Source organism: Halomonas eurihalina, from assembly GCF_008274785.1.
Classification (GTDB): Bacteria; Pseudomonadota; Gammaproteobacteria; order Pseudomonadales; family Halomonadaceae; genus Halomonas; species Halomonas eurihalina.
Map to the genome: position 1 here is coordinate 63,605 of NZ_VTPU01000015.1, position 11,704 is coordinate 75,308.

General features: G+C 61.3%; 13 protein-coding genes. All 13 read left to right on the forward strand.

All coding sequences use genetic code 11. The features are described 5' to 3' along the window. Positions 1-45: 45 nt before the first annotated feature. The gene (locus FZZ93_RS14330; protein WP_149322999.1) at positions 46-711 is read left to right on the forward strand and encodes an amino acid ABC transporter permease; all 666 of its coding nucleotides are present in this window, start codon (positions 46-48) and stop codon (positions 709-711) included. A gap of 14 nt (positions 712-725) precedes the next feature. Further along, positions 726-1,499: an amino acid ABC transporter ATP-binding protein gene (locus tag FZZ93_RS14335; RefSeq protein ID WP_149323000.1), complete on the forward strand. Its 774-nt coding sequence runs from the start codon at positions 726-728 to the stop codon at positions 1,497-1,499. Between the two features lie 536 nt (positions 1,500-2,035). Next, entirely contained in the window at positions 2,036-3,931 is a 1,896-nt protein-coding gene (gene mnmG, locus FZZ93_RS14340; RefSeq protein ID WP_149323001.1) for a tRNA uridine-5-carboxymethylaminomethyl(34) synthesis enzyme MnmG, read from the forward strand. Then, positions 3,928-4,590: a 16S rRNA (guanine(527)-N(7))-methyltransferase RsmG gene (gene rsmG / locus FZZ93_RS14345; RefSeq protein WP_149323002.1), complete on the forward strand. Its 663-nt coding sequence runs from the start codon at positions 3,928-3,930 to the stop codon at positions 4,588-4,590. Before mnmG ends, rsmG begins: the two co-directional genes overlap by 4 nt. Before the next feature lie 29 nt (positions 4,591-4,619). Further along, positions 4,620-5,390: a ParA family protein gene (locus tag FZZ93_RS14350; protein ID WP_149323003.1), complete on the forward strand. Its 771-nt coding sequence runs from the start codon at positions 4,620-4,622 to the stop codon at positions 5,388-5,390. 30 nt (positions 5,391-5,420) lie between these two features. Continuing rightward, the gene (locus FZZ93_RS14355; RefSeq protein WP_149323004.1) at positions 5,421-6,347 is read left to right on the forward strand and encodes a ParB/RepB/Spo0J family partition protein; all 927 of its coding nucleotides are present in this window, start codon (positions 5,421-5,423) and stop codon (positions 6,345-6,347) included. 209 nt (positions 6,348-6,556) lie between these two features. Then, positions 6,557-6,943, forward strand: a complete 387-nt coding sequence (locus FZZ93_RS14360) for an ATP synthase subunit I (protein WP_149323005.1) — start codon at positions 6,557-6,559, stop codon at positions 6,941-6,943. Positions 6,944-6,957: 14 nt separating this feature from the next. Then, positions 6,958-7,782: a F0F1 ATP synthase subunit A gene (atpB, locus tag FZZ93_RS14365; RefSeq protein ID WP_149323006.1), complete on the forward strand. Its 825-nt coding sequence runs from the start codon at positions 6,958-6,960 to the stop codon at positions 7,780-7,782. 59 nt (positions 7,783-7,841) lie between these two features. Then, positions 7,842-8,069: a F0F1 ATP synthase subunit C gene (gene atpE, locus FZZ93_RS14370; protein ID WP_016854214.1), complete on the forward strand. Its 228-nt coding sequence runs from the start codon at positions 7,842-7,844 to the stop codon at positions 8,067-8,069. A gap of 75 nt (positions 8,070-8,144) precedes the next feature. After that, a complete protein-coding gene (locus tag FZZ93_RS14375) occupies positions 8,145-8,615 on the forward strand; it encodes a F0F1 ATP synthase subunit B (protein ID WP_149323007.1) in 471 nt (156 codons plus the stop codon). Between the two features lie 11 nt (positions 8,616-8,626). Next, a complete protein-coding gene (locus tag FZZ93_RS14380) occupies positions 8,627-9,166 on the forward strand; it encodes a F0F1 ATP synthase subunit delta (protein WP_149323008.1) in 540 nt (179 codons plus the stop codon). Between the two features lie 16 nt (positions 9,167-9,182). Continuing rightward, positions 9,183-10,727 carry a F0F1 ATP synthase subunit alpha gene (atpA, locus tag FZZ93_RS14385; RefSeq protein ID WP_149323009.1) on the forward strand — a complete coding sequence of 515 codons (1,545 nt, stop codon included), beginning with the start codon at positions 9,183-9,185 and terminating at the stop codon, positions 10,725-10,727. A 71-nt stretch (positions 10,728-10,798) separates the two neighbouring features. Then, on the forward strand, positions 10,799-11,680 hold the full coding sequence (atpG, locus tag FZZ93_RS14390; protein ID WP_149323010.1) for a F0F1 ATP synthase subunit gamma: 882 nt from the start codon (positions 10,799-10,801) through the stop codon (positions 11,678-11,680). Positions 11,681-11,704: the final 24 nt, after the last annotated feature.

The following is an 11,704-nucleotide window of genomic DNA, read 5'->3' on the forward strand; positions in this document are numbered from 1 at the left end:
CCTGTGCTTATAACTCACCCAGGAAGCGCTGATGGGAGACCCTAAGTGAACTTTCAATTTGACTGGCAGGCGGCCTTCGCCTCCATTCCACATCTCGTGGCGGGTATTCCCTACACCCTGCTCATTTCCTTTGGTGGCCTGGCCATCGGTTTTATCATTGGCATCATCTTCGGTCTGCTGCGCATCAGCCCGACCATCTGGCTGCGGATTCCCGCCGCAGCCTATATCGAAGTCTTCCGCGGAACCCCTGTACTGGTACAGGTCCTGTTCATCTTCTATGGCCTACCGCAGCTCCTCGGCGGCCCGATCAATGCCCTGGTCGCCGGTATCGCGGCCATCGCCGTCAATTCCGGCGCCTATATCTCGGAGATCGTGCGCGGCGGCGTCCAGTCCATCGAACGCGGCCAGAAGGAGGCCGGGCTCTCCCTGGGCCTGTCGAGGGTCCAGACCTTCCGCTACATCATCTGGCCCCAGGCCTTCCGGCGCATGATCCCGCCGCTCGGCAACCAGGGCATCATCAGCATCAAGGATACCTCGTTGTTCTCGGTCATCGGCGTCGGCGAGCTGGTCCGCCAGGGGCAGATCTACATCGCCACCACCTTCACCGCCCTGGAGGTGTACCTGATGGTCGCCATGCTCTACTTGGTGATCACCCTGACACTCTCGCTTGCGCTGCGTCTGCTCGAGCGCAAGGGCCTGGTCGGACAATAGAAGGAACGCACGACATGAACCACGAGAAGTCCGCGTCCGGCGCCGAGCCCATCGTGCGCCTGAACAAGCTCAACAAGCATTTCGGCAGTCTTCACGTCCTCCAGGACATCGACCTGACGGTGACGCCCGGCGAGGTGGTGGTGATCATCGGTGCCAGCGGTTCCGGCAAGTCGACACTGATCCGCTGCGTCAATGGCCTGGAAGAGTTCCAGCAGGGCGAACTGGAAGTCGACAGCAACCCGCTCCTGCCCAACGGCAAGGCCACTCAGGCGCTGCAGAAGATCCGTACCGAGGTCGGCATGGTCTTCCAGCAGTTCAACCTATTCCCGCATCTGAGCGTGCTCGACAACGTGATTCTGGCACCCATGAAGGTGCGGGGCTTGAACCGATCCACCGCTACCGAGACCGGCGAGCGCCTGCTGGCTCGGGTCGGTATCAGCGATCAGGCGCACAAGTATCCGGCCCAGCTGTCCGGCGGCCAGCAGCAGCGTGTGGCGCTGGCACGGGCCCTGGCCATGGAACCCCGCCTGATGCTCTTCGACGAGCCCACCTCGGCACTCGACCCGGAGATGATCGGCGAGGTACTTGATGCCATGCGAGAACTGGCCAACGACGGCATGACCATGATGATCGTGACCCACGAGATGGGTTTTGCCCGTGAGGTCGCCGATCGGGTCATTTTCATCGACAAAGGCCGCATCGTCGAAGAAGGCCCACCCGAAACAATCTTCGATACCCCCACGGAGGCGCCGACACAAAGCTTCCTGTCCCGAGTGCTCAAGCACTGATAGCGCCGTTTCAAGCGTGCCTTCAGGGGCCCTGTCGTTATCGACAGGGCCTTTTTTCTGCCTGTGGAAAACTAAATCGCCCGAAGCGCCTGAATCATGCCACAACCGCCGCCATTGCAAGGATGTGGGCAATTTGGCTCGGTTGTTCACAGCCGTGGTGACAAGCCAGGTAGGGATCGGTGGAAAAGGCGTGTCTGTGTCAGCTTGTGGGCAACCCGAGCTTTCATCCACAGGCCCCGAACACATCGTCCGCAGCCAGTACGCGCTTTTTCCTACTTTCGGTTAACATTGCAAGCTATTGATAGTAAAACAATAAAACGGTTTATCCACGAAAAACATCCACACCAGTAGTTACAACAACAACAGAACTTCCTATTCTTTTATTAGTTATGTAATAGCTAATGATGCGAGACGGACTGCGAATGAAAATCCGGGTGTGGAAAACCCTGACGATTACCCACAGGAGGTTTATACTGGCTGGCCGATTTCATCCCCGATCCGCAATATCGGTGCCGTAGCACCGAACGAGGTGAACCTTGGAGTACCCCGACCGTTTCGACGTCATTGTCATCGGTGGTGGTCATGCGGGCACCGAAGCCGCCCTGGCCTCGGCCCGTACGGGCTGCCGGACGCTGCTTTTGACCCACAACATCGAGACTCTCGGCCAGATGTCGTGCAATCCCGCCATTGGCGGGATCGGCAAGAGCCATTTGGTCAAGGAAATCGATGCCCTTGGTGGCGCCATGGGGCTGGCCACCGACATGGGCGGTATCCAGTTCCGTGTGCTCAACGCCCGGAAAGGGCCGGCCGTACGCGCGACTCGGGCCCAGGCGGACCGCATTCGCTACAAGGCCGCCATCCGCGGCATGCTGGAAAACCAGCCCAACCTGACTCTCTTCCAGCAGGCAGCCGGCGATCTCATTGTCGAGGGCGACCAGGTTCGCGGTGTGCGCACCGAGACGGGGATTCGCTTCATGAGCGAGACCGTGGTGTTGTGCACAGGCACGTTCCTGGGTGGTGTTATCCACATCGGCCTGGACAACAGCCGTGGGGGGCGTGCCGGAGATCCACCTTCCAATGCTCTGGCCGAACGTCTTCGTGCCCTGCCGTTCCGCGTCGATCGTCTGAAGACCGGTACCCCACCACGTATCGATGCCAAGAGCGTGGACTTTTCGAAGCTCGACGAGCAGCCCGGTGACGATCCCACCCCGGTCATGTCCTACCTTGGCGAACGGAGCCAGCACCCGCGGCAGGTGAGCTGTCACATCGCTCATACCAACGAGCGGACCCACGAGATCATCCGCGCCAACCTCGAGCGTTCGCCGATGTTCTCCGGAGCCATCGAAGGCGTGGGGCCTCGCTATTGCCCCTCCATCGAGGACAAGGTGCACCGCTTCGCCGACAAGTCGAGCCACCAGATCTTCATCGAGCCGGAGGGGCTGGACACGCACGAGCTGTATCCCAACGGCATTTCGACCTCCTTGCCGTTTGACGTGCAACTGCAGGTCGTCCGTTCGATCCAGGGGCTGGAAAACGCTCACATCACGCGCCCCGGTTACGCCATCGAGTATGATTTCTTCGATCCTCGTGATCTGAAGCATTCCCTCGAGACGAAATTTATCCACAACCTGTATTTCGCCGGGCAGATCAATGGCACCACCGGTTACGAAGAAGCGGGGGCCCAGGGGCTCCTGGCCGGACTCAATGCCGCACGCCAGGCGCGTGGTCTCGATGCCTGGTGGCCACGTCGCGACGAAGCCTATCTCGGCGTTCTGGTCGATGATTTGATCACTCTGGGCACCCGGGAGCCTTACCGGATGTTCACGTCCCGTGCGGAATATCGTCTCCTGTTACGCGAGGACAACGCCGACATGCGCCTCACCGAGGCCGGTCGTGAGCTGGGACTGGTCGACGAACGCCGTTGGGCAGCCTTCAGTGCCAAGCGCGAAGCCGTGGAACGCGAGACCTCGCGGCTCGGATCCAACTGGGTCCAGCCCGGCAGCGACGCCGCTCGTCGCATCTCCGAGACGACCGGCCAGACTCTGAAACGCGAATATAATCTGCTCGACCTGCTCAAGCGTCCCGAACTCAGCTACCGAGACGTGGCGGGGCTGGTCGGCGAGCCGGTCGATGACGATCAGGTGGCCGAACAGGTCCAGATCCAGGCCAAGTATCAGGGTTACATCGATCGCCAGCAGGAAGAGATCGATAAGCTCAAGCGCCATGAAGCCACGCCGCTGCCCGATGACCTCGACTACGACCAGGTCGATGGGCTCTCCAACGAGATTCGCCAGAAGCTCGTCGAGACCAGGCCCGAGACCCTGGCACAGGCATCGCGCATCTCTGGCGTGACACCGGCGGCAGTCTCGATTCTGCTGATTCACCTGAAGAAGCGACGTCTGCTCGACGATAGCCGGGTGGCCAACGGATGAGTCTTGATGATCACCGTCTTCGCGAGCGCCTTGAACAGGGGCTGAACGAGCTCGCCATCGACGCCTTTCCGGCGCGCCGGGAAGCCTTGTTGACGCTGCTGGCGCTGTTGCACAAGTGGAACCGTGCCTATAACCTCACCGCGGTACGTGCCCCCGAAGAAATGGTCTCCCGGCATCTGCTCGACAGTGCGGCCGTGGCGCCCTTCGTGACGGGATCGACACTGCTTGACGTGGGCGCTGGCCCCGGCTTGCCGGGCCTGGTGCTGGCGATTCTGGAACCCGAGCGTCAGGTGACCCTGCTCGACAGCAATGGCAAGAAGGTGCGTTTCCAGCGCCAGGCAGTGATGGAGCTGGGCCTGACCAACGTCACGCCCGTCCAGGCCCGGGTCGAAGCCTTCGAGGGGCCGAAGGAAGGGTATTGCGAGGTGATCTCGCGTGCCTTCGCCAGTCTCGGGGATTTCGTCTCGGTGAGTACCGGCCTGGTGGCCGATGGCGGACGATGGCTGGCCATGAAGGGCCCCAGCGTGGATGATGAGCTGAGCGGGTTGCCCGAGAACGTAGCACCGGTTGCCAGCCATGAGTTGACGGTGCCCTTCGAGTCGGGCCAGCGTCGGCTCGTGATACTCGAGCGTACCGATTTCACCCAGGGTCGCCCCTGAGGCGTCCGTCACTCGCAAGGAACGTCGTCGTGACCAAGATCATCGCCTTGACCAACCAGAAGGGCGGCGTGGGCAAGACCACCACCGCCGTCAACCTGGCCGCCAGCCTGGCGGCCCTGGATCGACGCGTGCTGCTGGTCGACCTGGATCCTCAGGGCCATGCCACCATGGGCAGCGGCGTCGACAAGCACGAACTTGATGGCAGCGTACTCGACGTAGTGCTCGGCGAGCGCAAGTCCAGCGAAGTGATCCTCGATTGCCCCGAGGCCGGTTTCGCTCTGCTGCCCGGCAACGGCGACCTGACCGCTGCCGAGGTGGAGCTGCTGGAACGCGATGAGGGGCGCGAGCGCTGCCTGGTCCGGGCTCTGGAAGACGTCGCCACCGAATACGACGTAGTGCTGATCGATTGCCCGCCATCGCTGAACATGCTCACTGTCAATGCGCTGACCGCCGCCGACGGCGTGCTCATTCCGCTGCAGTGCGAGTTCTATGCTCTGGAAGGGCTCTCGGCGCTGCTCGATACCGTCGAGCAGATCAAGGACAGCGTGAATCCCCAGCTCGAAATCTTCGGCATCCTGCGCACCATGTTCGACAGTCGCAACAGCCTGACCCGTGACGTCAGCAAGCAGTTGCGGGACTACTTCGGCGATGCACTGCTCAAGGCCACCATCCCGCGTAACGTACGGGTTGCCGAGGCGCCGAGCCATGGTCTGCCGGTGACCAAGTACGCTCGCTTCTCGCGGGGTAGCCAGGCCCACCGGGTGCTGGCCAAGGAACTGATCCGTCGCCTGTCGTTGTAACCGTATGGTCCTGGAAATGAGGGAAACTCGATGACGCGCAAACAACGCGCCCTGGGACGCGGCCTGGATGCCTTGATCGGCGCCAACGCTCGACGCCGCGACAGCCTGGACTTGCCCGAGGTCGATCCGTCACGGGAAGAGGCCGGGATGGATGAGGCCACCCAGGCGTTGCCGGGATCGGAGGAACGGCTCGAGCGTCTGCCGCTCGGTCAACTGACGCGAGGCCGCTACCAGCCACGTCGTGACATCCAGCCCGAAGCCCTGGAGGAACTGGCCGACTCTATTCGCGCCCAGGGCGTCATGCAGCCGATCGTGGTGCGTCCGATCGGCGAGGAGCGCTACGAGATCGTTGCCGGCGAGCGGCGCTGGCGAGCGGCGCAACTGGCTGAGCTGGATCTCATCCCGGCGGTGGTGCGCGAGGTTTCCGACGAGGTGGCACTGGCCCTGGCGTTGATCGAGAACATTCAGCGCGAGAGTCTCAATCCAGTCGAAGAAGCCATGGCCATGAAGCGCCTGCTGGACGAATTCGAGCTGACCCAGCAACAGGCGGCGGACGCCGTGGGTCGTTCCCGTGCCCAGGTAGCCAACCTTCTGCGCCTGCTGGCGCTGGACCCTGAGGTGCAGACACTGCTCGAGCGGGGCGATCTCGATATGGGGCATGCCCGCGCACTCCTGGCGTTGTCAGGTGCCAAGCAGCGCAAGGCGGCCCATGAAGTGGTCAACAAGGACCTGACCGTGCGTGCCACCGAGGCCCTTGTGAAGCAACTGGTCGCCGGCGAACGCAAGAAAACCGCGAAACCCAAGCCGAGTCCGGATGTCGCCAGGCTGGAATCCCGCCTCGGCGAGTTGCTCGGTGCGCCAGTGAAAATCCAGCATGGCCAGAGTGGCAAGGGACGGGTGACCATCCGTTATGCGAGTCTGGAGGAATTGGACGGTATTCTCGAGCATATTCGTTGAGGCATTTATCCGTTTAGCGTGCTAAAGAAGTTCGCGTTTTTTCCTCGACTTTTAGTCGTAAGCTGGCGCGATATCGTGCATATTCGCCTCGCATCCGGTTGAAGCCGTCGGGCCGCTTCCCTATAATCGCGCCGGACCGCTGACGTTGGCAGACACGGTGGTCATTGAGGCGGCCTGGGTGCCACGACAAGGTGAGAAACGGAGACCTCATGGCAGCCAGGGTCAAGCGTCCCAGTATTCGGCGGTTGTTGCTGCCGCAATTGGCGGCAATAGGCCTGATGATGGGGTTAGCCGCCTGGTTGGATGGTGGTTCTGGTGCCTTTTCCGCGCTGGCGGGTGGGGCCGTGGCCTTTCTGCCAAATGCCTTTTTTGCCTGGCGAGTCTTCGGTTATCGAGGAGCTCGGCACGCCAAGAACATTGCTAATGGCTTCTATCGAGCGGAAGCCGGAAAGTTTGGTTTGACGGTGGCACTCTTCACGCTGGTGTTCGTTGCAGTGCCCCCCTCAAATCATGCTTTATTCTTTGGCGCTTATATGGTGATGTTGTTCGTTCACTGGCTGGCCGCCTGGCTGGGCACGCGACTGTCACCCAACTGAAATCGAGGCAGCTCATGGCAGGCAATAACCCGACTCCTGTGGAGTATATTCAGCACCACCTGCAGAACCTGACATACGGCTACCATCCCGAGCATGGTTGGTCCATCGCGCATTCCGCTGGCGAGGCCCAGGAAATGGGCTTCTGGGCCATACACCTGGATACCATGGGCTGGTCGCTGGCCATGGGGGCGCTATTCATCTGGCTGTTCCGCAAGGTCGGCAAGGCTGCCACCACCGGAGTACCCGGCAAACTGCAAAGTGCCATCGAGATGGTCTTCGAGTTCGTCGAGGGCACCGTTCACGGGGCTTTCCGCGGCAAGAATCCGCTGATCGGGCCGCTGGCGCTGACGCTGTTCGTGTGGATATTCCTGATGAACCTGCTCAAGCTGGTACCGGTCGACTTCATGCCGCAGCTGTTCGCTCGTTTTGGCGTCGAGTACATGAAGCTGGTGCCCACCACCGACCCGAATGCCACCCTGGGCATGGCGCTGGGCGTGTTCTGCCTGATCATCTACTACAGCATCAAGGTCAAGGGCCTGGGCGGCTTCGCCAAGGAACTTTCCCTGACACCCTTCAATCATTGGCTGCTGATCCCCTTCAATCTGGTGATGGAAGTCATCGGCCTGCTCGTCAAGCCGCTCAGCCTTGGCCTGCGACTCTTCGGCAACATGTTTGCCGGCGAAGTGATCTTTATCCTGATCGCCCTGTTGCCGTTCTGGATTTCCTGGACGCTCAATGTGCCCTGGGCCATCTTCCATATCCTGGTCATCTCTCTGCAGGCGTTCATCTTCACCGTCCTGACGGTGGTCTACCTGAACGCGGCCCACGAGCACCACTGAATCGCGTAATACCCGATAAACCCTTAGACCCTTAACCTCAACTCGATAGGAGTATCACCATGGAACTCGTCTACATCGCCGCTTCTCTCATGATTGGCCTCGGCGCTCTGGGTACTGGCATCGGTTTCGCCCTGCTGGGTGGCAAGCTGCTGGAAACCACCGCTCGTCAGCCGGAACTGGGTAACCAGCTGCAGACCAAGACCTTCCTGATGGCTGGCCTGCTCGACGCCGTGCCGATGATCGGTGTCGGTATCGCGATGTACCTGATCTTCGTCGTCGCCGGCTAACGATTTGCATACCGAGCGCATTGCGCTCGGTTTGCTTGTTTCCGGTCGCCACGAATCTGTCAGAGGTACGTCCCTGTGAATATCAACATGACGCTTATCGGACAGATGATCGCGTTCGCGATCTTTGTCTGGTTTTGCATAAAGTACGTGTGGCCGCCGATCAACAATGCGCTCCACGAGCGTCAAAAGAAGATCGCCGATGGCCTGGACGCCGCAAGTCGGGCTTCCCGTGATCTTGAGTTGGCCGAACAGCAGGCCAGCGAGACGCTTCGCGAGAGCAAGGAGCAGGCTGCCGAAATCCTGGAGCAGGCTCACAAGCGGTCCAACCAGATGATCGATGAGGCACGCGACCAGGCTCGTCAGGAAGGCGAGCGCATGATTGCTCAGGCCAAGTCTGAAATCGAACAGGAAGTCAATCGCGCGAAAGATGACCTGCGTGGGCAGGTGTCGCGGCTTGCCATCGTGGGTGCGGAGCGGATCCTGGAATCCTCCATCGACGAAAAACGGCACGCCAAACTCGTCGACAAACTGGCCGAAGAGCTCTGAGGAGGTGATCCATGGCGGAACTGTTTACCGTCGCTCGCCCCTACGCCAAGGCGGCCTTTGAACGCGCCGCTGAACGCCAGGCGTTGGCGGACTGGTCCGGCATGCTCGACACCGCCGCGCGGATCGTCGCCGATGGCGAGATGCGCCATCGGGTGCTGAGCAACCCGCGACTCACCAGTGCCCAGAAGACGCAGGCGCTCATTGACATCTGTGGCGACGCCATCGACGACGAGGCCGGCAACTTTCTGCGCCTCGTCGGCCAGAAGGGCCGCCTGGCGGCCCTGCCGGCTATCGCCGAGCAGTTCGAGCGGCTCAAGGCTCAGCGGGAGAAGCGCATCGACGTTGATATCGTCTCTGCCTTTCCGCTGGGCGATGCCCAGCAGGACAAGCTCGCGAGTGCACTGGCCAAGCGTCTGGACCGCGAAATCTCCATTACCACTCAGGTGGACAAAAACCTCCTGGGAGGCGTGATCCTGCGTGCCGGCGATACCGTCATTGACGGCTCGGTACGTGGTCGACTGAACCGCCTCCACGAGGCCCTTTCCGCCTGAGTCTGAGGGACATGGCATGCAGCAACTGAATCCTTCCGAGATCAGCGACATCATCAAGCAGCGCATCGAGAAGCTGGATGTCGCATCTGAAGCCCGCAATCAGGGCACCATCGTCAGCGTGTCTGACGGTATCGTGCAGATCCACGGTCTCGCCGACGCGATGTTCGGCGAGATGATCGAGTTCCCCGGCGGCATCTACGGTATGACGCTGAACCTCGAGCGCGACAGTGTCGGCGCCGTGGTGCTGGGCGACTTCCTGCAGCTCGAAGAGGGCATGACTGCCCAGTGTACCGGCCGTATCCTCGAGGTGCCGGTAGGCCCCGAGCTGTGCGGTCGCGTGGTCGATGCCCTGGGCAATCCGATCGATGGCAAGGGCGAACTGGGTACCGACAAGACCGATGCGGTCGAGAAGGTGGCACCAGGCGTCATCACCCGTCAATCCGTCGACGAGCCGATCCAGACCGGCTTCAAGTCGATTGACGCCATGGTGCCGATCGGTCGCGGTCAGCGTGAGCTGATCATCGGCGACCGCCAGATCGGCAAGTCCGCCATCGCCATCGATGCAATCATCAACCAGAAGGGCAAGGGCGTCACCTGCGTCTACGTGGCCATCGGCCAGAAGCAGTCGACGATTGCCAACGTGGTGCGCAAGCTCGAAGAGCATGGCGCCATGGAACACACCATCGTGGTCGCCGCCGGCGCTGCCGACCCGGCCCCGATGCAGTTCCTCGCCGCCTATTCCGGTTGCACCATGGGCGAATACTTCCGCGATCGCGGTGAAGACGCCCTGATCGTCTATGATGATCTATCCAAGCAGGCCGTGGCCTATCGTCAGGTCTCCCTGCTGCTGCGTCGTCCGCCGGGCCGCGAGGCCTTCCCGGGTGATGTCTTCTACCTCCACTCGCGCCTGCTCGAGCGTGCTGCTCGCGTGAATGCAGACTACGTCGAGAAGATCACCGGCGGCGAGGTGAAGGGCAAGACCGGTTCGTTGACCGCACTGCCGATCATCGAGACCCAGGGTGGCGACGTCTCCGCGTTCGTTCCGACTAACGTGATCTCGATCACCGACGGTCAGATCTTCCTCGAGACCGACCTGTTCAACTCGGGTGTCCGCCCGGCGATCAACGCCGGTCTGTCGGTATCCCGCGTGGGTGGTTCGGCACAGACCAAGATCATCAAGAAGCTCGGCGGTAGCGTGCGCCTGGCCTTGGCCCAGTATCGTGAGTTGGCGGCCTTCGCCCAGTTCGCTTCCGACCTGGACGAGGCCACCCGCAAGCAGTTGGAGCATGGTCAACGCGTCACCGAGCTGATGAAGCAGCATCAGTATGCGCCGATGTCCGTGGCCGAGATGGCCGTTTCCCTGTATGCCGCCAACGAGGGCTACCTGGAAGATATCGAGGTCAAGAAGGTGCTGGATTTTGAGCGTGCCTTGCAGGACTTCATGAAGTCCGAGTGCGCCGATCTTCTCGACAAGATCAACCAGACCGGCGACTACAGCGACGAGATCAAGACTGGCCTCAAGGAAGGTCTCGACAAGTTCAAGGCCACTCAGAGCTGGTGACCCCGACGGCCCGCCTTTTTCGGGAGGCGGGCCCTGGAGCTTTCTGAGGGCCACGAACGGAGTAGATCGCTATGGCAGCTGCAAAAGAGATACGCACCAAGATCGGCAGCATCAAGAACACGCAGAAGATCACCAGTGCCATGGAGATGGTCGCTGCGTCGAAGATGCGCAAGGCGCAGGACCGGATGCGGGCCAGCCAGCCCTACGCCAAGCAGATTCGCAAGGTGGTGGGCCACGTCGCCGATGCCAACCCGGAGTACAAGCATCCGTGGATGGAAGAGCGCGAGGTCAAGCGGGTCGGCTACATCGTGGTATCCAGCGACCGCGGGCTGTGCGGTGGCTTGAACCACAACCTGTTCAAGGCCGTCCTCAAGGAGGCCAAGGCCTGGCAGGACAGTGGCGCCGAGCTGGACTTCTGTCCTCTAGGCAGCAAGGCTACCGCCTTCTTCCGCAAGTATGGCGGCAACCTGGTGGCGGCCAAGAGCGGCCTGGGTGAGGCACCGAGCGCGGATAGCCTGATCGGCAGCGTGAAGGTGATGCTGGATGCCTACGACGAAGGCAAGCTGGACCGCCTTTATGTGGTGTTCAACGAGTTCGTCAACACCATGACCCAGAACCCGGTGGTTCGCCAACTGCTGCCCTTGTCGCCCGAGATGGGTGTCGAGTCGTCGGACGAAGAACACAAGCGTCCCGGAAACTGGGACTACCTGTATGAGCCGGATGCCAAGGCGCTGCTGGATAGCCTGCTGGTTCGCTTCGTGGAAGCGCAGGTCTATCAAGCGGTGGTCGAGAACGTGGCTTGCGAGCAGGCCGCGCGCATGATCGCGATGAAGAGCGCCACCGACAACGCCGGCAATCTGATCGACGATCTGGAACTGGTGTACAACAAGGCCCGTCAGGCGGCCATTACCCAGGAAATCTCCGAGATCGTCGGTGGCGCCGCCGCCGTATAGCGCCGAGGGAGGCTACGAGCCTCC

Bases quoted from the DNA above. Each gene is read 5' to 3' on its own strand.
- atpB (WP_149323006.1), top strand. From the start codon at position 6,958: ATGGCAGGCAATAACCCGACTCCTGTGGAGTATATTCAGCACCACCTG.
- FZZ93_RS14355 (WP_149323004.1), top strand. From the start codon at position 5,421: ATGACGCGCAAACAACGCGCCCTGGGACGCGGCCTGGATGCCTTGATC.
- atpE (WP_016854214.1), top strand. From the start codon at position 7,842: ATGGAACTCGTCTACATCGCCGCTTCTCTCATGATTGGCCTCGGCGCT.
- atpG (WP_149323010.1), top strand. From the start codon at position 10,799: ATGGCAGCTGCAAAAGAGATACGCACCAAGATCGGCAGCATCAAGAAC.
- rsmG (WP_149323002.1), top strand. From the start codon at position 3,928: ATGAGTCTTGATGATCACCGTCTTCGCGAGCGCCTTGAACAGGGGCTG.
- FZZ93_RS14360 (WP_149323005.1), top strand. From the start codon at position 6,557: ATGGCAGCCAGGGTCAAGCGTCCCAGTATTCGGCGGTTGTTGCTGCCG.
- FZZ93_RS14380 (WP_149323008.1), top strand. From the start codon at position 8,627: ATGGCGGAACTGTTTACCGTCGCTCGCCCCTACGCCAAGGCGGCCTTT.
- atpA (WP_149323009.1), top strand. From the start codon at position 9,183: ATGCAGCAACTGAATCCTTCCGAGATCAGCGACATCATCAAGCAGCGC.
- FZZ93_RS14335 (WP_149323000.1), top strand. From the start codon at position 726: ATGAACCACGAGAAGTCCGCGTCCGGCGCCGAGCCCATCGTGCGCCTG.